Source organism: Pseudomonas sp. KBN10P06128 (assembly GCF_037574945.1).
Lineage (GTDB): Bacteria > Pseudomonadota > Gammaproteobacteria > Pseudomonadales > Pseudomonadaceae > Pseudomonas > Pseudomonas aeruginosa.
Genome location: NZ_JBBELR010000001.1, coordinates 2,487,695 through 2,512,178, shown reverse-complemented (window position 1 = coordinate 2,512,178; position 24,484 = coordinate 2,487,695). Strand labels below are relative to the sequence as shown.

Annotated in this window: 24 protein-coding genes; 15 read left to right on the top strand and 9 right to left on the bottom strand. The window is 67.4% G+C overall.

All coding sequences use genetic code 11. From position 1 onward, the window contains the following. Window positions 1–20 precede the first annotated feature (20 nt). Complete coding sequence (locus tag VQ065_RS11980; RefSeq protein ID WP_003086912.1) at window positions 21–290, bottom strand: MoaD/ThiS family protein; 270 nt, start codon at window positions 288–290, stop codon at window positions 21–23. Between the two features lie 257 nt (window positions 291–547). On the opposite strand from VQ065_RS11980, the gene VQ065_RS11975 reads away from it, so the two are divergent. The 3 genes from VQ065_RS11975 (at window position 548) to VQ065_RS11965 (ending at window position 2,805) form a co-directional block, all read left to right on the top strand. After that, window positions 548–973, top strand: coding sequence for a YciI family protein (locus VQ065_RS11975; RefSeq protein ID WP_003086910.1), 426 nt, complete (start codon window positions 548–550; stop codon window positions 971–973). A 36-nt stretch (window positions 974–1,009) separates the two neighbouring features. Further along, window positions 1,010–1,423, top strand: a complete 414-nt coding sequence (locus tag VQ065_RS11970; RefSeq protein ID WP_003082839.1) for a VOC family protein — start codon at window positions 1,010–1,012, stop codon at window positions 1,421–1,423. A 170-nt stretch (window positions 1,424–1,593) separates the two neighbouring features. Next, window positions 1,594–2,805, top strand: coding sequence for an MFS transporter (locus VQ065_RS11965; protein ID WP_003145238.1), 1,212 nt, complete (start codon window positions 1,594–1,596; stop codon window positions 2,803–2,805). Window positions 2,806–2,812: 7 nt separating this feature from the next. Here VQ065_RS11965 and VQ065_RS11960 read toward each other — a convergent pair whose 3' ends face one another. The 4 genes from VQ065_RS11960 to VQ065_RS11945 all read right to left on the bottom strand — a co-directional run bounded on the left by VQ065_RS11960 (window position 2,813) and on the right by VQ065_RS11945 (window position 5,849). Then, a complete protein-coding gene (locus VQ065_RS11960; RefSeq protein WP_003086908.1) occupies window positions 2,813–4,036 on the bottom strand; it encodes an RNA polymerase sigma factor in 1,224 nt (407 codons plus the stop codon). A 17-nt stretch (window positions 4,037–4,053) separates the two neighbouring features. After that, window positions 4,054–4,803 carry a DUF899 domain-containing protein gene (locus VQ065_RS11955; RefSeq protein WP_003086907.1) on the bottom strand — a complete coding sequence of 250 codons (750 nt, stop codon included), beginning with the start codon at window positions 4,801–4,803 and terminating at the stop codon, window positions 4,054–4,056. Between the two features lie 174 nt (window positions 4,804–4,977). Continuing rightward, complete coding sequence (locus VQ065_RS11950) at window positions 4,978–5,328, bottom strand: YciI family protein (protein WP_003082795.1); 351 nt, start codon at window positions 5,326–5,328, stop codon at window positions 4,978–4,980. A 182-nt stretch (window positions 5,329–5,510) separates the two neighbouring features. Continuing rightward, window positions 5,511–5,849 (bottom strand): hypothetical protein, encoded by a 339-nt coding sequence (locus tag VQ065_RS11945; protein ID WP_003112384.1) that lies wholly within the window; start codon window positions 5,847–5,849, stop codon window positions 5,511–5,513. A gap of 434 nt (window positions 5,850–6,283) precedes the next feature. Between VQ065_RS11945 and VQ065_RS11940 the strand changes: the two genes are divergently transcribed. Further along, on the top strand, window positions 6,284–6,976 hold the full coding sequence (locus tag VQ065_RS11940) for a helix-turn-helix transcriptional regulator (RefSeq protein WP_003082787.1): 693 nt from the start codon (window positions 6,284–6,286) through the stop codon (window positions 6,974–6,976). 65 nt (window positions 6,977–7,041) lie between these two features. Beyond that, window positions 7,042–8,607, top strand: coding sequence for an Orn/Lys/Arg decarboxylase N-terminal domain-containing protein (locus tag VQ065_RS11935; RefSeq protein WP_014603687.1), 1,566 nt, complete (start codon window positions 7,042–7,044; stop codon window positions 8,605–8,607). A gap of 10 nt (window positions 8,608–8,617) precedes the next feature. Here the strand turns inward: VQ065_RS11935 and VQ065_RS11930 are convergent, their stop codons facing one another. From VQ065_RS11930 to pagP, 3 genes are all read right to left on the bottom strand, one after another. Then, window positions 8,618–10,207 carry a RimK family alpha-L-glutamate ligase gene (locus VQ065_RS11930; RefSeq protein WP_003133393.1) on the bottom strand — a complete coding sequence of 530 codons (1,590 nt, stop codon included), beginning with the start codon at window positions 10,205–10,207 and terminating at the stop codon, window positions 8,618–8,620. 183 nt (window positions 10,208–10,390) lie between these two features. Then, window positions 10,391–11,185 (bottom strand): SDR family NAD(P)-dependent oxidoreductase, encoded by a 795-nt coding sequence (locus VQ065_RS11925; RefSeq protein WP_003086885.1) that lies wholly within the window; start codon window positions 11,183–11,185, stop codon window positions 10,391–10,393. Between the two features lie 95 nt (window positions 11,186–11,280). Continuing rightward, window positions 11,281–11,739, bottom strand: coding sequence for a palmitoyltransferase PagP (gene pagP, locus VQ065_RS11920; RefSeq protein WP_003082771.1), 459 nt, complete (start codon window positions 11,737–11,739; stop codon window positions 11,281–11,283). A 451-nt stretch (window positions 11,740–12,190) separates the two neighbouring features. Between pagP and VQ065_RS11915 the strand changes: the two genes are divergently transcribed. The 10 genes from VQ065_RS11915 (at window position 12,191) to VQ065_RS11870 (ending at window position 23,537) form a co-directional block, all read left to right on the top strand. Next, the gene (locus tag VQ065_RS11915) at window positions 12,191–13,099 is read left to right on the top strand and encodes a glutamate/aspartate ABC transporter substrate-binding protein (protein WP_003140367.1); all 909 of its coding nucleotides are present in this window, start codon (window positions 12,191–12,193) and stop codon (window positions 13,097–13,099) included. Between the two features lie 202 nt (window positions 13,100–13,301). Beyond that, on the top strand, window positions 13,302–14,048 hold the full coding sequence (locus tag VQ065_RS11910) for an amino acid ABC transporter permease (protein WP_003082767.1): 747 nt from the start codon (window positions 13,302–13,304) through the stop codon (window positions 14,046–14,048). Further along, on the top strand, window positions 14,045–14,713 hold the full coding sequence (locus VQ065_RS11905; RefSeq protein ID WP_003082765.1) for an amino acid ABC transporter permease: 669 nt from the start codon (window positions 14,045–14,047) through the stop codon (window positions 14,711–14,713). Before VQ065_RS11910 ends, VQ065_RS11905 begins: the two co-directional genes overlap by 4 nt. Then, entirely contained in the window at window positions 14,710–15,444 is a 735-nt protein-coding gene (locus tag VQ065_RS11900) for an amino acid ABC transporter ATP-binding protein (protein ID WP_003082761.1), read from the top strand. Before VQ065_RS11905 ends, VQ065_RS11900 begins: the two co-directional genes overlap by 4 nt. 77 nt (window positions 15,445–15,521) lie before the next feature. Beyond that, window positions 15,522–17,195: a gamma-glutamyltransferase gene (ggt, locus tag VQ065_RS11895; RefSeq protein WP_003086881.1), complete on the top strand. Its 1,674-nt coding sequence runs from the start codon at window positions 15,522–15,524 to the stop codon at window positions 17,193–17,195. 85 nt (window positions 17,196–17,280) lie between these two features. Next, window positions 17,281–18,369, top strand: coding sequence for an asparaginase (locus tag VQ065_RS11890; RefSeq protein ID WP_003109247.1), 1,089 nt, complete (start codon window positions 17,281–17,283; stop codon window positions 18,367–18,369). A gap of 95 nt (window positions 18,370–18,464) precedes the next feature. Further along, entirely contained in the window at window positions 18,465–20,366 is a 1,902-nt protein-coding gene (locus tag VQ065_RS11885) for a sensor histidine kinase (protein ID WP_015503237.1), read from the top strand. Continuing rightward, window positions 20,363–21,688 (top strand): sigma-54-dependent transcriptional regulator, encoded by a 1,326-nt coding sequence (locus tag VQ065_RS11880; protein WP_003086877.1) that lies wholly within the window; start codon window positions 20,363–20,365, stop codon window positions 21,686–21,688. The genes VQ065_RS11885 and VQ065_RS11880 overlap by 4 nt, the downstream gene beginning before the upstream one ends. A 335-nt stretch (window positions 21,689–22,023) precedes the next feature. Then, window positions 22,024–23,136: an alkene reductase gene (locus tag VQ065_RS11875; protein ID WP_003086875.1), complete on the top strand. Its 1,113-nt coding sequence runs from the start codon at window positions 22,024–22,026 to the stop codon at window positions 23,134–23,136. A 194-nt stretch (window positions 23,137–23,330) separates the two neighbouring features. Then, window positions 23,331–23,537 carry a hypothetical protein gene (locus tag VQ065_RS11870; protein WP_003086874.1) on the top strand — a complete coding sequence of 69 codons (207 nt, stop codon included), beginning with the start codon at window positions 23,331–23,333 and terminating at the stop codon, window positions 23,535–23,537. 20 nt (window positions 23,538–23,557) lie between these two features. Here the strand turns inward: VQ065_RS11870 and VQ065_RS11865 are convergent, their stop codons facing one another. After that, window positions 23,558–24,181 (bottom strand): class I SAM-dependent DNA methyltransferase, encoded by a 624-nt coding sequence (locus tag VQ065_RS11865; protein WP_003086873.1) that lies wholly within the window; start codon window positions 24,179–24,181, stop codon window positions 23,558–23,560. Window positions 24,182–24,484: the final 303 nt, after the last annotated feature.

The following is a 24,484-nucleotide window of genomic DNA, read 5'->3' as shown; positions in this document are numbered from 1 at the left end:
CGGATGTCCTCCTCTGTTGGTCAACCGCCGCTCAGCGCCTGCACCACGTAGATCTCGCTATCGTCTTGGAGCGGATCGCCCAATCCCCGGCGATCGCGGACCTGCACGCCATCGACGAACAGCGCCACATGCCGGCGCAGACTGCCCTGGTCGTCGAGCAGGTAGCCGCGCAAGCGCGGCTCGCGGGCGAAGGCCGCCTGCAAGGCGGCGGCGACGGTGGCGGCGCCGACGTCCAGCGCGGGCATGGCGACATGCCGCTGGATGGCCGGGGCGAAGACGATACGGGGCATGCCGAGGCTCGCGGAAATGGTTCTGCTGGAACAGTGTAGAAGCCCTGCAGGCCACGGCTGGCGCGGCCCGCCCAGCGGTCGGCACACTCCGCAGCGACGCTCGTCGGCCATCCCGGCCGCTCGGCGCGGGCCTCCTATACTGCCCCGGCCAGCGAAAAAACCGCCGTCGCCTGTCGATCCGCCGGCCCGCCGTTCGACCAGTTCGGGAGGCGGGCCAGAACGGGCCGTCATTGCGCAGAACAACAAGGAGAACGCAGATGAGATTCATGGTGATCGTCAAGGCCACCCAGGCTTCCGAAGCCGGCGAGATGCCCAGCGAGGAACTGCTCGCGGCGATGGGCCGCTACAACGAGGAACTGGTCAAGGCCGGGGTGATGCTCGCCGGCGAAGGGCTACAGCCCAGCGCCAAGGGCGCCCGGGTGCGTTTCTCCGGCAACGCGCGGACGGTGATCGACGGCCCCTTCGCCGAGACCCGCGAGCTGATCGCCGGTTTCTGGATGTTCCAGGTGGCCTCCCTGGAAGAGGCCATCGAGTGGGTCAAGCGATGCCCGAACCCATTCGACGGCGAATCCGAGATCGAGATCCGCCAGGTCTTCGAGGCCGAGGACTTCGGCGAGGAGTTCACCCCGGAACTGCGCGAGCGCGAGGAGCGCCTGCGCGCCGAGCTGGAAAAACGCAACTGAACCGCCCCGCACTCCGCCAAGAACGAGGAAAGCGCCATGCAAATCGTCCCCTACCTGATCTTCAACGGTAATTGCCGGGAGGCCTTCAGCTGCTACCACCAGCACCTGGGCGGCACCCTGGAGGCCATGCTGCCGTTCGGCGACAGCCCCGAGTGCGGCGACATCCCGGCCGACTGGAAAGACAAGATCATGCACGCACGGCTGGTGGTCGGCAGCTTCGCCCTGATGGCCTCGGACAATCACCCGGCCTATCCCTACGAAGGCATCAAGGGCTGTTCCATCAGCCTCAACGTCGACAGCAAGGCCGAGGCCGAGCGCCTGTTCAACGCCCTCGCCGAGGGCGGCTCGGTCCAGATGCCGCTGGGCCCGACCTTCTGGGCGGCGAGCTTCGGCATGTTCACCGACCGCTTCGGCGTGGCCTGGATGGTCAACTGCGAGCAGGACCGGTAGCGTCCGCTACGCGGGCCCGCCGCCAGGTGTGAATCGGCGGCGGGCCCGCGTTCCGCTGTGCGCGAGTCGCGATCGATAGACGCACTGCCGCGATAATTTAAGTTGCATTTTAAAACCAAAATTCCTAGCCTCCGCATAGTTTCATATTGAAACCTTACGGAGCGCTTCGCATGCCATCCTCGCCATCCTCCCTCCCCTCCGCGCTGGTGCTGCTGTTCGCCGTCGCCTGCGGTCTCAGCGTGGCCAACGTCTATTACGCCCAGCCGCTGCTGGACGTCCTCGGTGCCGAGTTCGCCATCGGCCAGGCCGGGGTCGGCCTGCTGTTCGGCGCGACCCAGGCCGGTTGCGCCCTGGCGCTGCTGCTGGTGGTGCCGCTGGGCGACCTGCTGGAGCGGCGCCGGCTGATGTTCGTCCAGCTCCTGCTGCTGGTGCTGTCGCTGCTGCTGGTGGGCTTCGCCGGCGATACCCTCGGCCTGGCGCTGGGGCTGCTCGGACTGGGCCTGCTCGGCACCGCCATGACCCAGGGACTGCTGGCCTACGCCGCGGCGCTGGCGGCGCCTGGCGAGCGCGGGCGGGTGGTCGGCGCGGCGCAGGGCGGCGTGGTGATCGGCCTGCTGCTGGCGCGCAGCCTGGCCGGGCTGCTCGCCGACCTCGGCGGCTGGCGCAGCGTCTACCTGGTCTCGGCAGCGAGCATGGGCGGGCTTGGCCTGCTGCTCTGGCGGGTACTGCCGGCGGCGCCGAGCAACGAACTGGGGCTGTCCTACCGGCAGCTGCTCGGCTCGATGTTCGGCCTGCTGGCGAGCCAGCGCGTGCTGCAGGTGCGCGGCCTGCTCGGGCTGTTGATGTTCGCCGCCTTCGGGGTGTTCTGGAGCAGCCTGGTATTGCTGCTCGGCGCGCCGCCGTATTCGCTGTCGCACAGCGCCATCGGCGCCTTCGGCCTGGTCGGCGCGCTCGGCGCGCTGGGCGCGGCGCGGGCCGGCAGCCTGGCCGATCGCGGCCACGCCCAGGCGCTCAGCGGCGGCGCCCTGCTGCTGTTGCTGCTGTCCTGGCTGCCGCTCGCCCTCGGCGCGCATTCGCTGGCGGCGCTGATTCTCGGCGTGCTGCTGCTCGATCTCGCCGGCCAGGCGATCCATGTGCTCAACCAGAGCCTGGTCTTCGCCATCGACCCGCGCGCCCACAGCCGCCTGGTGGGTTGCTACATGCTGTTCTACGCCGCCGGCAGCGGCCTCGGCGCCAGCGCCGGCACCGCCATGTACGCCTGGGCCGGCTGGGACGCGGTGAGCCTGCTCGGCGCGGCGATCAGCCTGGCGGCCCTGGCGTTCTGGTGGTTCACCCGTGGCGTTGGCGGCGAAGCGCGTACGGCCTGCGCCAACGGCGCCTGAGCCGGCTTCAATCGAGTTCGCGCAGGCGCTGCTCGATGAAGCGCCGCTCCGGCTCCTGGCGCGCCAGGGCCAGCGCCGCGCGGTAGGCCTCGCGGGCCTCGCGGCGGCGACCGAGACGGCGGCAGAAGTCGGCACGCGCCGAGTGCGCCAGGTGGTAATCGGCCAGTTCACCTCGCGCCAGCAACGCATCGACCGCGGCCAGCCCGACCTCGACGCCATCGCGCATGGCCAAGGCCACGGCGCGGTTGAGTTCGATCACCGGCGATGGCGCCAGGTACAGCAGCGCGTCGTAGAGGGCGACGATCCGTGCCCAGTCGGTGTCCTCGGCGCGCGGGGCCTGGGCGTGCACCGCGACGATGGCCGCTTGTAGGGTGTAGGCCCCGAAACGGCGGCTGGCCAGGGCCCGCTCGACCAGGCCGAGCCCCTCGACGATCAGTCCGCGATCCCATAGCGTGCGGTCCTGCTCGTCGAGCCGCACCAGTTCGCCGCTGGCCGAGGTCCGCGCCTGGCGCCGCGAGTCGTGCAGCAACATCAGGGCGAGCAGGCCGAGGGCCTCGGGGTCGGGCAGCAGTTCGACCAGCAGGCGGCCGACGCGGATCGCCTCGCCGCTGAGATCGGCGCGGGTCAGGCTGGTGCCGGTGGAGGCCGAGTAGCCCTCGTTGAACACCAGGTAGATCACTTGCAGGACGTTGCCCAGCCGCTCGGGGAGTTCCTCCACGGTCGGTACCTGGTAGGGAATCCGGGCCTCGCGGATCTTGTTCTTGGCCCGCACGATGCGTTGGGCGATGGCGCTGGGCGCGGCGAGGAAGGCGCGGGCGATCTCCTCGGTGCGCAGGTCGCAGACCTCGCGCAGGGTCAGCGCCACCTGTGCCTCGGGGGTCAGCGCCGGGTGGCAGCAGGTGAAGATCAGGCGTAGCCGGTCGTCTTCCACCGCATCGCCCTCCTCCGCCGGCGCCTCGGCCTGCTCTTCCAGTTGCTCGGCGAGCAGCCGCTGCGAGGCGTCGAAGCGCGCTCGCCGGCGCAGGTTGTCGATGGCCTTGAAGCGCCCAGCAGAAACCAGCCAGGCGCGCGGGTTGCGCGGGATACCGTCGCGCGGCCACTGCTCGACGGCGGCGATGAAGGCGTCGTGCAAGGCTTCCTCGGCCAGCTCGAAATCGCCGAGCAGGCGGATCAGGGTCGCCAGCACGCGCCGCGACTCCTCGCGGTACAGCGCCTCGATGCGGCTGCGCAACGGCTCGCCGTGCTCCCTCAATGGCTGGCCTGCGCGTGGCAGCAGGCGCTTTTCGGCGCCTCGTCGTAGCGGTCGTGGTGACGCAGCCAGTCCATGATCGCGTCCTCGTTGCGCCCCTTGGGCGTCAGGTCGAGGAAGGTGTAGGTGGTGAGCAGGATGTCGAGGCCGCGCGCATAGGCCGAATAGGTGTGGAACACCTCGCCCGCCGGATTGCGCAGGAACACACTGGCACCCGGCATTTCCTCGCCGGCGTCGGGGGTCGGCTGGTAGTTGTAGTCGACGCTGCCGGCGGCCAGTTGCGCCTTGTCGAAGGACACCCCGAAGTCACGGTTGAAATCGCTGCCGTACGAGGAGTACCAGTCGAAACGCCAGCCCATGCGCCGGCGGAACGCCTGGAACTCCTCCAGGGGCGCGCGCGATACCGCCACCAGGCTGACGTCGTGGTGCGCCAGGTGCCGGTTGGCGCCGTCGATGTGGTCGGCGAGGAACGAACAGCCGACGCAGCCTTCGCTCCAGCCCGGCGCGAACATGAAGTGGTAGACGATTAGCTGGCTATTGCCGCCGAACAACTCGGCCAGCGAACGCTCACCCCGCTCGCCCTGGAAGCGGTAGTCCTTGTCCACCCTGACCCAGGGCAGTTCGCGTCGTTCGGCGGCGACCTGGTCGCGCAGGCGGGTGAGTTGCTTTTCCCGCGCCAGCAGACGGCGACGGGCGTCCAGCCATTGTTCCCGGTTGCTCACCGGGTGGTCCTGCAAAGAAGGATTCATTGCCGATTCTCCACGGAAATTCTCGGTTTTCCAGCCTGCCCGGGGTCGTTCCGCCAGCGGCGCCGGCGCCCGGTCGCCAGGGCGAAGCCGGCCAGCGAAGCGCCGCCGGCGCACAGCAGGGACAGGGATGCGATGCAAAGGGGGCACATGCTTCACCTCCGGCGCCGGGCGCCCTCACTCCCATTCCTTGACCGGTCGCACTTCGACACAGCCGAGCCGTCCCGGCGGAATCTTCGCGGCGATCTGCAGGGCCTGGTTGAGGTCGCGCGCCTCGATCAGGTAGAAACCGCCGAGTTGCTCCTTGGTCTCGGCGAACGGCCCGTCGGTCATCGCCAGCCGCCCGCCCTGGTGGCGCAGGGTGGTGGCGGTCTGCACCGACTGCAGGGCGTGCGAGGCGATGTAGTGGCCGGCCTTGCCCAACTGGTCGGAGTAGGTCATGCACTCGTCGACGATGGCGGCAAGCTCCTCGGCCGGCACGGCGGCCAGCTTCGCTTCGTCGAAATAGATCAGGCAGAGGTATTTCATGGCGGTGGGCTCCTGGTGCGGATCGACGATCCGTTCGTTCGGTAGTCGCCCGGCGAGGGCGCCTTTCGACAGCGGCGGGGAAAAAAGCCCGCGGCGCAGACGAACGGTCGGCGCTCGCCGTGGAACGCCGCCGACCGCAGCACAAGCCTAGACCCGCCCGGCCACCGGGCGCGGGCCGTCGGTCAGGGCTGACGCGGTGCGTAGGGATTCAGGCGGGGATCGCGCAGCGGGCTTTCCCGGGTCGGCCCGGGATCGTCCTGGCGCAGGCGGAGACTGCCGTTGCCGATCTTCAAGCCGTCCTTGGTCGTCGCCTCCCCGTCGGCGCTGGCCGCGTCGCTGCCCGGCAGGTCCGGCTCGGCGGCCTCCGGTTGCGGCTGTGGCGCGCTGCCCATGGGCAACGGCGCGACCGGCGGCGCGGCGGGCAACGCTGCCGGCAGCTCGTCCGGCAGGGGCGCGGCGAGGGTCGGTTGGCCCAGGCCGGCGAGCACCATGGCCAGGAGCAGGAAAAGCACACGCGACATGACAAAGCCTCGATAGGCCTCGGGACTTCCACCATAGCCGCGCAACGGCCCCGGCGAGCGAAGTACGGACCGGTGGCATCGCGCATTGGAAAAAGGGAACTCCTGGAATTGTTCGATAGGACCCTGGCCACCTCCGTCAGCTGTCAATCGACTTTTCGAACAACGCGCCCGCCCCCTATTAGAACAGCGCAAAAAAACTCGATCAAAAGTACAGCCTGGGCATGAGGTCGCGGATATAACCTGAAATCGAATTGCGCCCCGGCGTAGTTGCTCCGGTAACACTTCGCAGACGCAGGAGTCGAACGCCACCGAAAAGAAGATAGCACTTGCCAGAGAAACTTCCGCAGGACCCAACGAACATCCCGGCACGCACTCGCCTCGCCATCTTTCTTCCATTCAAAGACCCGCCCACATGTAAATGAGTGGAGTAGCCAATGACGCTATTGGATATCGAAAAGCTGCTGGACATGACTCACCACATGTCGGTGCACATTCCCATCGAACTGATCATTTCCTGGGAGCAGAGCGAAGAGGCCTGGAGTGTGAAAGACAACTGTCTCAACTTCGTCTATGTCAATCGTCGCTATACCGAACTGATCACCCCGCGGTTCGGCCAGAAGAACTCCCTGCTGTCCCCCTTCAGTGCCAGCATCGAAGAGCACGACAAGCTGGTCATCCAGACCGGCAAGCGCATCGAGGCCCTGGCGCTGCTCAGGCCGGACGACCATCCGGCGCCCTGCTGCCTGTACTTCGAGCGCATGCCGCTGTATGACCGGCGCGGCAACCGCACCGGGGTGATCGCCCATGCCAAGACCCTGACCTCGGTCGCCCCGCGCGGCTTCATCGCCACCGACGGCATCGGTACCTTCACCTTCACGCCACCCTCGGAGTTGTTCACCTCGCGCGAATGGGACGTGATCTACCTGCTGCTTTCCGGTCTCTCGGAAAAAGAAATAGCCGAACAGATCAGCCGCTCCCTGAGTACCGTCAAGTTCCACAAGAGCAACATCTTCCAGAAGGTCGGTTGCAGTTGCATCGGCGCCTTCAAGGCACTCGCCCGGCAAAAGAAGTGGAACTTCTATATCCCGCCGACCTTCGCCAGCGCCAAGTACATCATCAATCACTAGTCGCGCCTCGCGAGAGCCTTCGGCGTGCCGGGCGACGCTTTTGCCGGCGAAACCGAGCGGTTCGAATGGACAAGGACAACAGCATGTCTCGAAACAATCCTTCGCGTCATTCAATACTCGTCACTTCCAACATAAACGCGGCCAATGATGCGAATCGTCTTTCCGAGCTTTGTCGACAACTGGAAATACGCGGCTATCGACTCTTCCAGGCGCCAAGCCGCAAGGTCGCCCTGGATTTTCTCGGCAACGCCGCGCACCCCGCCGGCATCCTCCTGCTCGTCGCGGAGCCGACAGGCGAGAACGAAGCCGCACAATTAGCGGCGCTCGATGAACTCCGCCAGGTCGCGCCGTCCATCCCGCTGTTCCTGTTGTTTCGTCAACTGCGCATCGAGCAGTTGTCCAGCCAGCTACTGGACGAGGTCCAGGGATGCTTCAACCTGGCCGCCGGCCCCGCACGCTTCATCGCCGAGCGCATCGACAGCGACCTGCGTGAATGGCGCGCCCCGGCGGGCCCCAGGCGGCTGCGCGACTATGCCCCGCCGGTCCCGCGCACGCCGGTGAGCGCCCGCTACAACGGCCGCGCACGCCTCGATCTGGCGCCGGCCAAGCAGTGGCGGATCGGCTCGGAGAGCACCGCGGAGCACCTGGCGACGCCGCTGAACGACCTCTCCACGGCCTACCGCGAGAGGTCCGCAGGAGCCCCGGCGGCGCACGCCGGCGACATCGCCGAAGCCTTTCGCCGGGCGCTCTGGGAAGCCGCCGCGCGGCTCGCCAGGGAGGATGGCGATACGTGGTTCTTCGAGATACTGCGGGGCAACCCGGGGCCTGGCATCGAGGCCGGCCGGGAGACGCCGGCGAAGCGCTGGCACGGGCTCGCCGAGACACTCGACAGCAGTCCTCGGCTGGACCCGCTGCGCGTCGCCCTGAGCGCCCCCGGCCTCGATTCGCGCGGTTGCCCGGCCAGCTTCGGAGTACCCGCCGCGGTGGTCTGCCGCTACCTGCGCCGGCACGGCATCGCCCCGTTGCGCACCGGCGACTATCGCTTCCTGCTGCTGTTTCCCCAGGGCGCCAGGGCGGAACACGCGCAGCCGCTGGTGGACAGGCTGTGCGAATTCAAACGCCGGCACGACGACGATGCGCCGCTGAAGCAGGTGTTGCCGGAGTTGCTCGACAGCTCGCCGCTGTACCGCTACATCGGCCTGCGCGAACTCTGCGCGATGATCCACGAAGCCAGCCTGCGGCTGCACCTGACCGCCCTCGCCGACGCCGCCGCCAGGGCTGCCGGCCACGCCGCGCTGGCGCCGGCCACGGTCTATGGGCACCTGGTCAGGGACGAAACCGAAGCGGTGGCGATCGACAGGCTCGGCGGCCGTGTGGTCGCCAGCCTGGTCGGCGTCCATCCGGCGGCCACGCCGCTGCTGTTGCCCGGCGAACGGGTGGCCGAGGAATCGCCGGCGCTGATCGACTACCTGCTGGCCTTGCAGGCCTTCGGCGAGCACTTTCCCGGTTTCGCTCCCGAGTTGCAGGGCATCGAGATCGATGAGCGCGGCCGCTACCGGGTCCGTTGCGTCAGGCCGGCCGCCCTCGCCCGCGGCTCCGGCCTGCGCCTGGCCACGCGCCGGCCGGACTGAGGCGCGCCGCTCAGCGCAGCGCCTTGCTCAACTGGCCACGGTGCTTGAGTTCCAGGCGCTGGACGAAGGCCTGGAGGATGCGCCTGTAGAGTTCGTCGCCGAGCTGGCCGTCCTCGATGCCGGCATCGATATTCGGGTTGTCGTTGACCTCGATGACCAGCACCTTGTCGCCGGCCTGCTTCAGGTCCACCCCGTAGAGGCCGTCGCCGATCCGCCCGGCGGCCTCCAGGGCCAGCTCCAGCACCGCCGGCGGCACCTGCTCCAGCGGCACGGCGCGGCACTCGCCGTTGACGTCCTGGCCGTCGGCCTTGTGGTTGTAGATCTGCCAGTGGCCGCGCGACATGAAGTACTGGCAGGCGTACAGCGGTTGGCGGTCGAGCACGCCGATGCGCCAGTCGTACTCGGTGTAGAAGAACTCCTGGGCCAGCAACAGGACCGAGCGCTCGAACAGCTCGCTCGCCGCCGCCAGCAGTTCGCTGTCGTCGTTGACCTTGACCACGCCACGGGAGAAGCAGCCATCGGGAATCTTCAGCACCAGCGGGAAACCCAGGCGCCGGGCCACCCGCTGCCAGTCCTGCGGGCGTTCCTTGTAGAGGATCTCGGTGAGCGGCATGCCCAGTTGCCGGCAACCAAGCAGGTCGGCCAGGTAGACCTTGTTGGTGCAGCGCAGGATCGATGCCGGGTCGTCCATCACCACCAGGCCTTCACGCTCGGCCTTCTCGGCGAAGCGATAGGTATGGTGGTCGACCCGGGTGGTCTCGCGGATCAGCAGGGCGTCGAACTCGGCCAGGCGCGCGTAGTCCTTGCGTCCGATCAGTTCGACGTCGATGCCGAGGCTGGCGCCGACCCGTACGAAGTTGGCCAGCGCCTGCGGGTTGGACGGCGGCAGCGCTTCGTCGGGATCGTGCAGGATCGCCATGTCGTAGCGTGCCACCCGCCGCGAACGCGGCATGCGCCAGGCGCGCCGGCTGAAACCGTCGAGGGCATCGGCGAAGACATCCTCCTGGTCGCTGCGCAAGCGGTTCAGCACGCCAGGGCGCACGCCCTCGATATGCCAGCCCTGCTGGCGACGGAACTCCACCAGCAGGATCGGACAGGGAAAGGCTTCGAACAACTGGCGCGCGAGGTCGGCCAGCGGCTCGAACTCGGTATGGCCGAAATACAGGGTCAGGGTGAAGCCGTCGGTGGCGCCATAGGGCGTACGGCACAGCGCCTTGTCCAGGGCCTTGTCGAGGCCACCCAGGGCCAGCCCGTAGACCGACTTGCGAGCCAGTTCGCTGATGCAGCGCAGCGACGGGATCACCCGGTGGCCACGGGCCTCGGCCAGCAGCGAACAGTAGTAGCCGAGGCCGAGGTACTTGTAGCCGCGGCACAGGTTGATCACCTGCACGCGGCGGCCGCCGTGGTCGCGCGCCGATTGCTCGAGGTATTCCTGGGCGGTGAGTACTTCCTCGCTGGGCAGGTAGGAGGCCCAGTCCTCGCGTCGCTCGACGACGATCATCAGGCGGCTGCCGAGGTCGGCGAGAGCCGGCGGTCGGGGTTGCTCGACGGGGGTCATGCGGAGCGACCCGTCGAGGGTGGCTAACGAGGCTGCTGACATGAGTGGCGGTATCCTCTGAATGACGGTACCTGCCGTTCTAGACCTGCCGGCGCCTCCTGTCGCGCCTCGTTACGCAAGCTTTACGAGCGCCGCCGCCAGGCGCCGGCGCGGCAACCGGCCAGGGCCGCCGGGTACCGCGCCGCGAGTGCCGAGGAGCATTTTTACGCTGGCGTTGCGCGCTCGTCAGGCCAGGCTGTCGAGCACCCCGCCGTCGACCCGCAGGGCCGCGCCGGTGGTCGCCGAGGCCTGGGTCGAGCAGGCGTAGACCACCAGGTTGGCGACTTCCTCGGGCGTCGCCAGGCGCTGGATGATCGAACTGGAACGGTGCTGCCGGACAAAGGCGGTGCCGGCCTCTTCTATGCTCTGCCCGGCCTTCTGCGCATCCTCGCGGAGCATCTCGGCGACGCCTTCGGTGAGGGTCGGTCCGGGCAGCACCGCATTCACCGTCACCCCGGTGCCGGCCAGGCGCTTGGCCAGGCCGCGCGACACCGAGAGGTTGGCGGTCTTGCTGAAGCCGTAGTGGATCATGTCCGCCGGGATGTTCAACGCCGATTCCGAAGACAGGAACACCACTCGCCCCCAACCGCGCTCGACCATTCCCGGGACGTAGGCGCGGGCCAGGCGCACCCCGGACATCACGTTGACCTCGAAGAAGCGGCTCCACTCGGCGTCCTCGATGTCGAAGAAGTCCTTCAGCTCGAAGATGCCCAGGTTGTTGACCAGGATGTCCGCCTTCGGCTCGGCCGCAACGAAAGCCGCGCAGCCTTCCGCCGTGCCCAGGTCGCCGGCGACGCCGCGTACCCTGGCATCCGGCTGGCCGTTCCGGATCGCCGCGATCGCACGGTCCACCGCCGCCTGGCTGCGTCCGTTGACCACCACGGTGGCGCCGGCGGCGGCGAGGCCGCTGGCGATGGCGAAGCCGATGCCGGCGGTGGAACCGCTGACGATTGCCAGTTTGTCGCTCAGATCGATCTGCATGGGAGTCTCCTGTCGAGTGACGAACCGCTCAGGAGCGCGGCTCGGGGAACAGACGACAGCCTAGACCAGCCAGCGTTCCGTGCCCGCCCTGGGCCTCAGAGACGCAGGCCGAGGTTGATCATCGCCGCCGAATTGCCGAGCAGCACCAGCTCGCTGCCCAGCGGGCCGAAACGAACGCCCACCGAGGGGATGATCGCCGGCGCGACGCCGAAGCGGTTCAGCGGGATCTTGTCGCGGTATTCGCCGCGATAGCCCTGCAATAGGCCGCCGGTGAGCTTCAGGTAGACCGGGTAGCTGTCACTGTCGAAGCGCTTGCCCAGATAGGCGTAGTTGGAGCGCTGGCTGAACGAGTTGCGAAAGGTCGCGCCGCCGGCCAGCACGCCATCGGCGCGGTTGTATTCGAGGCCGAGCAGGTCCTGGTGGTTGTTGTGTTCCGGGTCCGGGTTGAAATGCCGGGTGTAGACGCTGGTCTGCAGGTACCAGAAGTCGCCGTCGTCGGCAGCCCAGGCAGGTGCGGCGAGCACGGCCAGCAGGCTCAGGATGAGATAGCGCATGGGGACTCCAGGCGGCCGTCGCCAGGTAAGGAAGGCAAGACGTGACGGCTTGCGCCTCGCAGCGTGAATTCTGCTGAACCCGGCCTGAATCGGGCCTGAACGAAGCCTGAACAATTTCTGAACGAACCGTCAGAAAAACCCGGAATGGCTCAAGAACGGACCTCGGCGAAACGTTCGGAAAACCGAACGCCATGCCCCGAAAATATTCGGAAGAGCGGACGAAAGGCCATTTCGGGGCATTTTCATCCAAATTTAATTTCTTTTACTTTCAAATAGTTAGTCTAAAAAAAGCCGGATTTCATAAGCTGGCATGCATCCTGCCACTACACTGTTCGGCAAGCACGATACTCTCGTGGCTTCCCCCGCCGGGGAAAACCGCGAAACACCCTGTCCCGGAGAGGCCAGGCGCTCGCGGCTCAATAAAAATCAAAACAAGTCGAGGAAGAAATTCATGCGTATCGCTCCCAGTCTGCTGAGCACCGCCATCGTGGCCGCTCTGTTGTCCGCTCCGGTCGTCGCTGACGAGCTCACCGGCACGCTGAAGAAGATCAAGGACACCGGCACCATCACCCTCGGTCACCGTGACGCTTCGATTCCCTTCTCCTACCTCGGCACCGAGCCGGGCAAGCCGATCGGCTACTCCCACGACCTGCAACTGAAAGTGGTCGAGGCGGTGAAGAAGGAACTCAACCTCCCCGACCTGAAGGTCCGCTATAACCTGGTCACCTCGCAGACCCGCATCCCGCTGGTGCAGAACGGCACCGTGGACATCGAGTGCGGCTCTACCACCAACAACGAAGAGCGCCAGAAGCAGGTCGACTTCTCCGTCGGCATCTTCGAGGTCGGCACCCGCCTGCTGTCGAAGAAGACCGCCAACATCAAGGACTTCGACGACCTCAAGGGCAAGAACGTGGTGACCACCGCCGGCACCACCTCCGAGCGCCTGCTCAAGGCCATGAACGCGGACAAGAAGATGGGCATGAACATCATCTCCGCCAAGGACCACGGCGAGTCCTTCATGATGCTCGAATCCGGCCGCGCGGTGGCCTTCATGATGGACGACGCGCTGCTCTACGGCGAAATGGCCAAGGCCAAGAAGCCGGACGACTGGGTCGTCGGTGGCACCCCGCAGTCCTTCGAGATCTACGGCTGCATGGTGCGCAAGGGCGACGCGGCGTTCAAGAAAGTGGTCGACAAGGCCATCACCGATACCTACGCCTCCGGCGAGGTCAACAAGATCTACGACAAGTGGTTCACCCAGCCGATCCCGCCGAAGGGCCTGAACCTCAACTTCCCCATGAGCGAAGAGCTGAAGAAGCTGATCGCCAGCCCGACCGACAAGGCCGCCGAGCAGATGTAACGAGCGCCAGGCGTTCCTCCCGGAGCGCCAGCGCTTCGCGCGTCGCCCCCGCCTCGCGGCGGGGCCTCGGGGACGCGGGAGGGGCCTGCCCCTCCCCAGCCGTCTCCCCCGGAAGAGCAGCGCCGCCGGCCCGCACGGCCGCGCCGGCGCCTGCCTTCCCCGCCAGTGTCTGCAACCGATTGAACCGAGGGGAAACCCCAACATGAATTACAACTGGGACTGGGGCGTGTTCTTCAAGTCCACCGGGATCGGCAGCGAAACCTACCTCGACTGGTACATCGCCGGTCTGGGCTGGACCATCGCCATCGCCCTGGTCGGCTGGATCATCGCCCTGGCGCTGGGCTCGCTGCTCGGCGTCATGCGCACCGTGCCGAACCGCCTGGTATCGGGGATCGCCACCGCCTACGTGGAAATCTTCCGCAACGTGCCGCTGCTGGTGCAGCTGTTCATCTGGTACTTCCTGGTACCCGACCTGCTGCCCGAGGGCCTGCAGACCTGGTTCAAGCAGGACCTCAACCCGACTACCTCGGCCTACCTCAGCGTGGTCGTCTGCCTCGGCCTGTTCACCGCCGCGCGGGTCTGCGAGCAGGTGCGCACCGGCATCCAGGCGCTGCCCTACGGGCAGACCTCGGCGGCCCGCGCGATGGGCTTCCGCCTACCGCAGATCTACCGCCACGTGCTGCTGCCGCAGGCCTTCCGGATCATCATCCCGCCGCTGACCTCGGAGTTCCTCAACATCTTCAAGAACTCCTCGGTGGCGTCGCTGATCGGCCTGATGGAGCTGCTGGCGCAGACCAAGCAGACCGCCGAGTTCTCCGCCAACCTGTTCGAGGCCTTCACCCTGGCCACGCTGATCTACTTCACGCTGAACATGAGCCTGATGCTGATCATGCGCCTGGTGGAGAGAAAGGTCGCCGTACCGGGCCTGATCTCCGTAGGAGGTAAATGATGGACTTCAGTGGAATCGTTCCCGCCCTGCCGAGCCTCTGGGAAGGCATGCTGATGACCCTCAAGCTGATGGTCCTCGGCGTCCTCGGCGGCGTCGCGCTGGGTACCGTGCTGGCGCTGATGCGGCTGTCACACAGCAAGTTGCTGTCGAACATCGCCGGCTTCTACGTCAACTACTTCCGCTCGATCCCGCTGCTGCTGGTGATCACCTGGTTCTACTTCGCGGTGCCCTTCATCCTGCGCTGGATCACTGGCGAGGACACCCCGGTGGGGGCGTTCACCTCCTGCCTGGTGGCCTTCATGATGTTCGAGGCGGCCTACTATTGCGAGATCGTCCGCGCCGGCATCCAGGCCATCCCGAAAGGCCAGATGGGCGCCGCCCAGGCACTGGGCATGACCTACGGGCAGACCATGCGCCTGGTGATCCTGCCGCAGGCGTTCCGCAAGATGACCCCGCTGCTGCTGCAACAGAGCATCATCCTGTTCCAGGACACCTCGCTGGTCTATACCGTCGGCCTGATGGACTTCCTCAATTCGGCCCGTTCGCGCGGCGACATCATCGGCCAGGCCAACGAGTTCCTGATTTTCGCCGGCCTGGTCTACTTCGTCGTAAGCTTCACCGCCTCGTTCGCCGTCAAACGTCTGCAGAAAAGGTTAACCGTATGATTTCCATCAAGAATGTCAGCAAGTGGTATGGCGACTTCCAGGTCCTGACCGACTGCTCCACCGAGGTTGCGAAAGGCGAAGTGGTGGTGGTCTGCGGGCCGTCCGGCTCGGGCAAGTCGACCCTGATCAAGTGCGTCAACGCACTGGAACCCTTCCAGAAGGGCGACATCGTCGTCGACGGCACCTCCATCGCCGATCCGAAGACCAACCTGCCCAAGCTGCGCTCGCGGGTCGGCATGGTGTTCCAGCATTTCGAGCTGTTCCCCCACCTGAGCATCACCGAGAACCTGACCATCGCGCAGATCAAGGTGCTCGGCCGCAGCAAGGAAGAAGCCACCAAGAAGGGCCTGGCCCTGCTCGAGCGCGTCGGTCTCAAGGAGCACGCGCACAAGCACCCCGGCCAGCTCTCCGGCGGCCAGCAGCAGCGCGTGGCGATCGCCCGCGCGCTGGCGATGGACCCGGTGGTGATGCTGTTCGACGAGCCGACCTCGGCGCTCGACCCGGAAATGGTCAACGAAGTGCTCGACGTGATGGTCCAGCTGGCCCACGAAGGCATGACCATGATGTGCGTGACCCACGAGATGGGCTTCGCGCGCAAGGTCGCCAACCGGGTGATCTTCATGGACCGCGGGCAGATCGTGGAAGACTGCGAGAAGGAGGAGTTCTTCGGCGACGTCAGCGCCCGCTCCGAACGCGCCCAGCAGTTCCTCGCCAAGATCCTCCCGCACTGATGTACCCGCCCTCGCCGGCCCGCCCGGCGGGGGCCTGCTCTACCCTCGCCTGCGATAACAATAAATAGGGAAAGCCCATGCAACCTGTGCTCTTCAGAACCCTGTCCCTCGGCGTCGCCATTGCCGCCGCATCCTCCTCGGCCTTCGCCGCCACGCTCGACGGCGGCGCCGTCGCCGCGCCCGACGAGTACGGCGCCAAGGTCGCCGCGCAGATCCTCAAGGCCGGCGGCAACGCGGTGGACGCCGCGGTGGCCACCGCCTTCACCCTGGCGGTCACCTACCCCGAGGCCGGCAACATCGGCGGCGGCGGCTTCATGACCCTGTACATGGACGGCAAGCCGTACTTCCTCGACTACCGCGAGGTGGCGCCGAAGGCCGCGAGCAAGACCATGTACCTGGACGACAAGGGCGAGGTGATCGAGAACCTCAGCCTGGTCGGCGCCAAGGCCGCCGGCGTGCCGGGCACCGTGATGGGCCTCTGGGAAGCCCACAAGCGTTTCGGCAAGCTGCCCTGGAGCGAGCTGCTGACCCCGGCCATCGGCTACGCGCAAAAGGGCTTCAAGGTCGCCGACAAGCAGTTCCAGTACCGCCAGGACGCCGTCGCGCTGTTCAACGGCAAGACCAACTTCGGCGACTACTTCGGCCACATGAAGGCCGGCGAGGCGTTCCTCCAGCCGGACCTGGCGAAGACCCTGGAGCGTATCGCCGACAAGGGCCCGGACGAGTTCTACAAAGGCCATACCGCCGACCTGCTGGTGGCACAGATGCAGCAGGACAAGGGACTGATCACCCACCAGGACCTCGCCGACTACAAGGTCAGGTGGCGCGAACCGATGCGCGTCGACTGGCAGGGCAACACGCTCTATACCGCGCCGCTGCCAAGCTCCGGCGGGATCGCCCTGGCCCAGTTGCTGGGCATCAAGGAAAACCGTGCCGCCGACTTCAAGGGCGTCGAGCTGAATTCCGCGCGCTACATCCACCTGCTGGCGGAGATCGAGAAACGCGTGTTCGCCGACCGCGCCGACTACCTCGGCGATCCGGACTTCTCCAAGGTCCCGGTGGCGCGCCTGACCGATCCGGCATACCTGAAGCAGCGTGCCGCCGAGGTCAACCCGACGGCGATCTCGCCGACCGAGAAGGTCCGTCCCGGCCTGGAACCGCACCAGACCACGCACTTCTCCATCGTCGACGCCGACGGCAACGCGGTGAGCAACACCTACACCCTCAACTGGGACTTCGGCAGCGGCGTGGTGGTCAAGGGCGCCGGCTTCCTGCTCAACGACGAGATGGACGACTTCAGCGCCAAACCGGGCGTGGCCAACGCCTTCGGCGTGGTCGGCAGCGACGCCAACGCCATCGAGCCGGGCAAGCGCATGCTCTCCTCGATGAGCCCGAGCATCGTCACCCGCGACGGCAAGGTCAGCCTGGTGGTCGGCACGCCCGGCGGCTCGCGGATCTTCACCTCGATCTTCCAGGTGCTGAACAACATCTACGACTTCCACCTGCCGCTGGAGAAGGCCGTGGCCGCGCAGCGCGTGCACCACCAGTTGCTGCCCAAGGACACGATCTACTACGACGCCTACGCGCCGCTCGCCGGCAAGGTCGCCGAGGAGCTGAAGGCGATGGGCTACACCCTGGAGGACCAAGGCTGGAACATGGGCGATATCCAGGCCATCCGCGTCGACGGCAAGGCCCTGGAGACCGCCTCCGATCCCCGTGGCCGCGGCGTCGGCCTGGTGGTGAAACCCTGACAGGACGGCGGGCGGCCGACGCCGCCCGCGCCTGATTGCGTGCAACGACGATAACCCTACCAACCTACCGACACGAGATATCGCCATGAAGCCATTGCTCCACGCGTTCGCCCCCGGTGTTATGGCCCTGATGCTCCTGCTGCCGCAGGCCGCCCAGGCCAAGGAAGTCGCACCGCAACAGAAACTGTCCAACGTGGTCATCCTGGCCACCGGCGGTACCATCGCCGGCGCCGGCGCCAGCGCCGCCAACAGCGCCACCTACACCGCCGCCAAGGTGCCGGTCGACCAACTGCTGGCCAGCGTGCCGCAGCTCAAGGACATCGCCAACGTCCGCGGCCAACAGGTGTTCCAGATCGCCTCGGAAAGCTTCACCAACGAGAACCTGCTGGAACTGGGCAAGACCGTCGCCAAGCTGGCCGATAGCGACGACGTCGACGGCATCGTGATCACCCACGGTACCGACACCCTGGAAGAGACCGCCTACTTCCTGACCCTGGTCGAGCACACCGAGAAGCCCATCGTGGTGGTCGGCTCGATGCGCCCGGGCACCGCGATGTCCGCCGACGGCATGCTCAACCTGTACAACGCCGTGGCGGTGGCCGGCGACAAGTCGGCGCGCGGCAAGGGCGTGCTGATCACGATGAACGACGAGATCCTCTCCGGCCGCGACGCGAGCAAGATGGTCAACATCAAGACCGAAGCGTTCAAGAGCCCGTGGGGCCCGCTGGGCATGGTGGTCGAAGGCAAGAGCTACTGGTTCCGCGCACCGGTGAAGCGGCACACGGTGAACTCCGAGTTCGACATCAAGCAGATCTCCGCGCTGGCTCCGGTGGAAATCGCCTACAGCTACGGCAACGTCAGCGACACCGCCTACAAGGCCCTGGCCCAGGCCGGCGCCAAGGCGATCATCCATGCCGGCACCGGCAACGGCTCGGTGCCCGCGCGCGTGGTGCCGACCCTGCAGGAACTGCGCAAGCAGGGCGTGCAGATCATCCGCTCCTCGCACGTCAATGCCGGCGGCTTCGTCCTGCGCAACGCCGAGCAGCCGGACGACAAGAACGACTGGATCGTCGCCCACGACCTGAACCCGCAGAAGGCGCGCATCCTGGCCGCGGTCGCGATGACCAAGACCCAGGACAGCAAGGAGCTGCAACGGATCTTCTGGGAATACTGAGTGAACCCTTCCGGCGCCGCCTGCCGGCCGTGCCGGAAAACCGCCCGCTCCGCCGCCCATCGTGGCGGCGGGCTGGCCTAGCCGCGACGACTGTGATGGAATCCCCCGACCCGCCCTGCAGCGTACCTCCGTCACTGACCGTGAAGCCCCGCCTCGTCCGCCAGTTGCTGCTCCCCATTCCCCTGCTCCTGCTGATGCTCGGCTTCGGCTACGGCGGCTACCGGGTCAGCGAGAGCGCCGGCATCCGTGCCCTCGCCGAGAATGGCGAACGCCAGCTGGAGCTGCATGCGCGGACGGTCGAGAGCGAGATCAGCAAGTACACCTACCTGCCCAGCCTGCTGGAGCTGGAGCGCAGCGTCAGCCACCTGCTCACCGACCCGACGCCATACCGGCGCAACCAGGTCAACGCCTACCTCGAAGGCCTCAACCGCCGCGCCGGCAGCCGCGCGGTGTACCTGCTGGACACCAACGGCCGGGTCCTGGCCACCAGCAACTGGAGCGACCCGGACAGCTACCTCGGCGAGGACCTGTCGTTCCGCGCCTACTGGCAGGACGCGATGAAGGGCAAGCCGGGCCGCTTCTACGGCATCGGCAGCACCCGCGGCGAGCCGGGCTACTACCTGGCCCACGGCCTGGTCCACGGCGGCCGGATCATCGGCGTGGCGGTGGTCAAGGTGAAGATGGACGCCCTCGAGGAGCGCTGGGAGAAGGCGCGCCTGGAAGCCTTCGTCAGCGACGAGAACGGCATCATCATCCTCTCCAGCAACCCTGCCCTGCGCCTGAAGGCGGTGCGCTCCCTGAGCGCCGACGACAAGGAGCGCCTGGCGCGCAGCATGCAGTACTACTGGTGGGCGCTGAACGAGTGGCAGCCGCTGCTGCGCGAGCCGCTGGCCGCCGGAGTGGAGAAGCTCAGTTTCCCCGCTGATGAGCAGCACCCGCGCGGCGAAGCGGTCACCTACCTGGCGCAGACCCGCGCGCTGAATGACACGCCGTGGAACCTGACCCTGCTCAGCCCGCTGGAAGACCTGCGCCGCGACGCGGTGCGCAATGGCATGCTGGCCGCCATCGGTTTCGCCCTCCTGGCCTTCCTGCTGATCGCCTGGAACGAGCGGCGCAAGGTACTCGCCACCCGCCTCGCCGCGCGCGAGGCGCTGCAACGGGCCAACGGCGAGCTGGAAGTGAAGATCGCCGAACGCACCGCCGACCTGCAGGCCAGCAACGCACGCCTGACTGCCGAGATCCACGAGCGCCAGCAGGCCGAGGACACCCTGCGCAAGGCCCAGGACGAACTGGTCCAGGCCGGCAAGCTGGCGGTGATCGGGCAGATGTCCACCAGCATCGCCCACGAACTCAACCAACCGCTGGCGGCACTGCGTACGCTGTCCGGCAACACCGTGCGCTTCCTCCAGCGCGGCAAGCTGGAGACCGCCAGCACCAACCTCGCCACCATCAATGAACTGGTCGACCGCATGGGCCGCATCACCGCCAGCCTGCGTGCCTTCGCCCGGCGCAGCGACGACGCCGGCCAGGCCAGCCTGGCCAAGGCGGTGGACGCGGCGCTGCTGATCCTGCACGGGCGCCTGGAGCAGGACCCGCCGACCCTGCACCGGCATTTCGACGATGTGCGCCTGGGCATCGACCAGACCCGCCTGGAGCAGATCCTGGTCAACCTGCTGGCCAACGCCCTCGACGCCATGAGCGGGCAGGCCGACCGCCAGCTCTGGCTGGAAGGCCGGCGCGAGGAGGAGCGCTACGTCCTGCGCGTGCGCGACAACGGCCCCGGTATCCCGCCGGCGGCGCGCGTCCACCTGTTCGAACCCTTCTTCACCACCAAGCCCGGCGAACATGGCCTGGGCCTCGGCCTGACCCTCTCGGCCAGCCTGGCCACCGCCGCCGGCGGCAGCCTCAGCGTGCAGCACCCCGAAAGCGGCGGAACCGCCTTCGAGCTGAGCCTGTCCCTGGTTCCCGATTCCCCGACTGCGAGTCCCGCCCGATGAACGAGCCGCTTTCCGTCCTGATCGTCGAAGACGATCCGCATGTCTTGCTCGGCTGCCAGCAGGCGCTGGAGCTGGAGGACATCCCCTGCATCGGCGTCGGCAGCGCCGAGGAGGCGCTGCAACGGGTCGACCGCGACTTCGCCGGCATCGTCGTCAGCGACATCCGCCTGCCCGGCATCGACGGCCTGACCCTGCTGGAGCGTCTCAAGGCCCTCGACCCGAGCCTGCCGGTGGTGCTGATCACCGGTCACGGCGACATCTCCATGGCGGTACAGGCGATGCACGCCGGCGCCTACGACTTCATGGAGAAGCCCTTCTCTCCGGAACGCCTGGTCGAGGTCGCCCGCCGCGCCCTGGAGCAGCGCGGGCTGGCCCGCGAGGTCAGCGCGCTGCGTCGCCAGTTGGCCGGCCGCCAGGACCTGGCGCAACGGATCATCGGCCGCTCGCCGGCGATCCAGGCGTTGCGCGAGCTGATCGCCAACGTCGGCGACACCTCGGCCAACGTGCTGATCCTCGGCGAGACCGGCACCGGCAAGGAGCTGGTGGCGCGTTGCCTCCACGACTACAGCCGGCGCCACCAGCATGCCTTCGTCGCGCTGAACTGCGGCGGCCTGCCGGAGAACCTGTTCGACAGCGAGATATTCGGCCACGAGGCGCACGCCTTCACCGGTGCCAACAAGCGGCGGATCGGCAAGATCGAGCATGCCAACGGCGGCACGCTGTTCCTCGACGAGATCGAGAGCATGCCGGTCAACCTGCAGATCAAGCTGCTGCGGGTGTTGCAGGAACACACCCTGGAACGCCTCGGCTCGAACCAGTCGATCCCGGTGGACTGCCGGGTGATCGCGGCGACCAAGGCGGACCTCGCCGCCATGGGCAAGAGCGGCCAGTTCCGCAGCGACCTCTACTACCGGCTCAACGTGGTGAGCCTGGAACTGCCGGCACTGCGCGACCGCCGCGAGGACATCCTGCTGCTCTTCGAACACTTCCTCCAGCAATCCTCGCTCCGCTTCGACCGCCCCGCGCCGGAACTCGACCGTGCCACCGTGGCCAGCCTGATGGCCCACGACTGGCCGGGCAACGTACGCGAACTGCGCAACGTCGCCGAACGCTTCGCCCTCGGCCTGCCGGTGTTCAACAAGGGCGGCCAGGCCGTACAGACCGGCGGCCCGCGCTTCGCCGAAGCGGTGGAGGCATTCGAGAAGGCCCTGCTCGGCGACGCCCTGGCCCGCCACCACGGCAACCTGACCCAGGCCAGCCAGGACCTGGGCATGGCCAAGACCACGCTGTTCGACAAGGTGAAGAAGTACGGCCTGCAATAGGCCGGAGCGCCCTCTTCGCCCTGCCCGCCTGGCGTGGGGCGCAGGACGCGATGCTTCATCCGGCATTTCTCACCCGCCTGCGATTCCGCTCGGCGGATAACGCCGGGGGCGTTATTCGCCCTACCCGCCTGACGCAGCGCGTCATAGGCCATTCCTCCTCCCTCGGTGCGCCCTACCCGCCGGTGTCGGGAACGCGCTATCCGGGCATTCATGAATTGAACTCAAGTGTCATTTTCCCCGGCAGCGGTTTTTCGCACGAATCGTTCCGCCAATAATGCGCTCACCTTCTTCCAGCGCGCCGCGCCACGGCCGGCCTCACGAGCGAGATCGCCATCATGCTGTTCAGCCCCTATGCCCTTGGCCACCTGACCCTCCCCAATCGCATCGTCATGCCGCCGATGACCCGTTCCCGCGCCGCCAGTGGTGAAGTCGCCACCGCGCTGATGGCCGAGTACTACAGCCAGCGCGCCGGCGCCGGCCTGATCGTTTCCGAAGGCACCCAGATCAGCCGGCAGGGCCAGGGCTACGCCTGGACACCGGGCATCCACAGCGCCGAGCAGGTCGCCGGCTGGCGCCAGGTCACCGACGCGGTGCACGCCGCCGGCGGGCGCATCTTCGCCCAGCTCTGGCACGTCGGCAGGGTCTCGCACACCTCGCTGCAACCGGGCAACGCCGCCCCGGTGTCCTCCTCGGCGCTGGTGGCCGAAGGCGTGAAGGTCTTCGTCGATCCCCAAGGCCGCGGAGCGCAGGCCGGCGGCGGCGAGATGGTCCAGCACTCGGCGCCGCGCGCGCTGGCCGTGGAGGAAATCCGGGAGATCGTCGCCGACTATGCCCAGGCCGCACGCAACGCCCTCGACGCCGGCTTCGACGGGGTCGAGCTGCACGGCGCCAACGGCTACCTGATCAACCAGTTCATCGACTCCCAGGCCAATGCGCGCAACGACCAATACGGCGGCTCGCTGGAGAACCGCCTGCGCTTCCTCCGCGAAGTCGCCGAGGCGGTCACCGCGGTGGTCGGCAGGGAGCGCATCGGCGTGCGCCTGGCGCCGCTGACCACCCTGCAGGGCGCGGTCGACGACACCCCGCAAGCCACCTACCTGGCCGCGGCGCGGCTACTGGACGAGATCGGCGTAGCCTACATCCACATCGCCGAGGCCGACTGGGAAGACGCCCCGGCCATGCCGGCGGCGTTCAAGGAAGCGTTGCGCATCGTCTACCGTGGCAGCCTGATCTACTCCGGCATGTACACCAAGGCGCGCGCCGAGGAAGCCCTGGCCAAGGGCTGGGCCGACCTGATCGGCTTCGGCCGGCCGTTCATCGCCAACCCTGACCTGCCCTACCGCCTGGAGCACGACCTGGCGCTGGCCGACGGCGACCGCTCGACCTACTTCGGTGGCGGCGCCGCCGGCTACACCGACTACCCGAGCCTGCCGCAGGCGGCCGGTTGAAACCCCTAGCCGACCGGACCGCGAGCGCGCGGCCGGTTGGCGAAACATGCCGCCACAACCTCGCCTTTGGTCGACTAGAACCCACGGCTGGCGGGACCTAGACTCAATTCGCCAGATATTCATTATTAATAGGCCTGATTTCCTGGACAGGGGGGACCACCGATAGCATCGAGGAACATTTCGAGGAATCCGCCATGAGCAAGTCCCTGATCGTCTCCCTGGCCGCCAGCCTGGTCGTCCTGGCCGGTTGCGCCAACCCGCCGCGCAGCGTCGAGCGCCCCTACAGCGACGCCGAAATCAAGTCCTACGCCCTCGACAGCCTGGAACGCAGCGACCTCTCGCCGAAGCGCCTCGACCAGTACCGCAGCGTGCTCGGCACGCCGCACCGGCAGACCCTCTAGCGCCTTCAGACGGGGCGCCTTCAGACGGGGCGCCGCCAGACGCTCGCCAGCCAGGGCTGCTGCTCGCGCGGCAGGCCCGGCGGCCGGTAGTAGTGCTCCAGCTCGACGAAACCGGCTTCCTCCAGCAGGCGTTTCCAGGCCGGGTAATCGTGGTAGGCACCGTAGCGTTGGCCATTCCAGCCCTCGCGGTTGTCGCCGCGCGGGTTGGAGCTGAACAGCACGCCGCCCGGCCGCAGCGCTTCGAAGAGTTCGCCGAGCACCCGCGGCAAGGCGCTGCCGGGCACATGGAACAGGCTGGCGTTGGCGAAGATGCCGTCGAAGTGCCCAGCCGGCAGTCGCAGCGCCAGGAAATTCTGTTGCCATACCTCGCAACCGCTGTCGGCCCTGGCCATCTCGACGAAGCGCGGCGTGCCTTCGAGTCCCACCGGCTGGTGGCCGAGGCGGCGGAAGGTGGCCAGGTCGCGCCCGGGACCGCAGCCGAAATCGAGGATCCGGTACGGCGGCGGCCCGTCGATATGGCGCAGCAGCGCCTCGACGTTCTGGCTCACGTCATGGCCGCGGGTGCCCTCGCGGAAGCCTTCGGCGTTGCGCTGATAGTCGGCCAGGGTGGTGGCGGTGATCGCGTCGAAATCCTCGGTGCTCATGTCTGCTCGCAGTGGCGGGGTTCCGCCCAGTCTAGCGCCGGCACGGGTTTCGCCTAAGGTTTTGTAATAGTTTCCCGCTGTGGCGAGGGCCCGCGACACAGTAGGATCGACTTCCCTTTGACTCTCAATGGCCATCATGACCACCCTTTCGGAGCCCCCCAGTCGTCCTTCCGGACAACCCTCCCCGCTTCGCCTTCGCCACCTGCGTCCGCCCCTCGACGCCGAATCCCTCGCCTCGTCCCCCTCCGTCACCGCCGGCTGCCGCAGCCGCGCCGTGCAGCGTCGCGCCAGCGCGACGGCCAG

Coding starts and splice junctions, on each gene's coding strand:
- VQ065_RS11980 (WP_003086912.1), bottom strand. CDS start 290: ATGCCCCGTATCGTCTTCGCCCCGGCCATCCAGCGGCATGTCGCCATG.
- VQ065_RS11915 (WP_003140367.1), top strand. CDS start 12,191: ATGCGTATCGCTCCCAGTCTGCTGAGCACCGCCATCGTGGCCGCTCTG.
- VQ065_RS11975 (WP_003086910.1), top strand. CDS start 548: ATGAGATTCATGGTGATCGTCAAGGCCACCCAGGCTTCCGAAGCCGGC.
- VQ065_RS11880 (WP_003086877.1), top strand. CDS start 20,363: ATGAACGAGCCGCTTTCCGTCCTGATCGTCGAAGACGATCCGCATGTC.
- VQ065_RS11945 (WP_003112384.1), bottom strand. CDS start 5,849: ATGTCGCGTGTGCTTTTCCTGCTCCTGGCCATGGTGCTCGCCGGCCTG.
- VQ065_RS11925 (WP_003086885.1), bottom strand. CDS start 11,185: ATGCAGATCGATCTGAGCGACAAACTGGCAATCGTCAGCGGTTCCACC.
- VQ065_RS11885 (WP_015503237.1), top strand. CDS start 18,465: ATGGAATCCCCCGACCCGCCCTGCAGCGTACCTCCGTCACTGACCGTG.
- VQ065_RS11900 (WP_003082761.1), top strand. CDS start 14,710: ATGATTTCCATCAAGAATGTCAGCAAGTGGTATGGCGACTTCCAGGTC.
- ggt (WP_003086881.1), top strand. CDS start 15,522: ATGCAACCTGTGCTCTTCAGAACCCTGTCCCTCGGCGTCGCCATTGCC.
- VQ065_RS11910 (WP_003082767.1), top strand. CDS start 13,302: ATGAATTACAACTGGGACTGGGGCGTGTTCTTCAAGTCCACCGGGATC.
- VQ065_RS11890 (WP_003109247.1), top strand. CDS start 17,281: ATGAAGCCATTGCTCCACGCGTTCGCCCCCGGTGTTATGGCCCTGATG.
- VQ065_RS11935 (WP_014603687.1), top strand. CDS start 7,042: ATGGACAAGGACAACAGCATGTCTCGAAACAATCCTTCGCGTCATTCA.
- pagP (WP_003082771.1), bottom strand. CDS start 11,739: ATGCGCTATCTCATCCTGAGCCTGCTGGCCGTGCTCGCCGCACCTGCC.
- VQ065_RS11930 (WP_003133393.1), bottom strand. CDS start 10,207: ATGTCAGCAGCCTCGTTAGCCACCCTCGACGGGTCGCTCCGCATGACC.
- VQ065_RS11970 (WP_003082839.1), top strand. CDS start 1,010: ATGCAAATCGTCCCCTACCTGATCTTCAACGGTAATTGCCGGGAGGCC.
- VQ065_RS11950 (WP_003082795.1), bottom strand. CDS start 5,328: ATGAAATACCTCTGCCTGATCTATTTCGACGAAGCGAAGCTGGCCGCC.
- VQ065_RS11955 (WP_003086907.1), bottom strand. CDS start 4,803: ATGAATCCTTCTTTGCAGGACCACCCGGTGAGCAACCGGGAACAATGG.
- VQ065_RS11940 (WP_003082787.1), top strand. CDS start 6,284: ATGACGCTATTGGATATCGAAAAGCTGCTGGACATGACTCACCACATG.
- VQ065_RS11870 (WP_003086874.1), top strand. CDS start 23,331: ATGAGCAAGTCCCTGATCGTCTCCCTGGCCGCCAGCCTGGTCGTCCTG.
- VQ065_RS11905 (WP_003082765.1), top strand. CDS start 14,045: ATGATGGACTTCAGTGGAATCGTTCCCGCCCTGCCGAGCCTCTGGGAA.
- VQ065_RS11965 (WP_003145238.1), top strand. CDS start 1,594: ATGCCATCCTCGCCATCCTCCCTCCCCTCCGCGCTGGTGCTGCTGTTC.
- VQ065_RS11865 (WP_003086873.1), bottom strand. CDS start 24,181: ATGAGCACCGAGGATTTCGACGCGATCACCGCCACCACCCTGGCCGAC.
- VQ065_RS11875 (WP_003086875.1), top strand. CDS start 22,024: ATGCTGTTCAGCCCCTATGCCCTTGGCCACCTGACCCTCCCCAATCGC.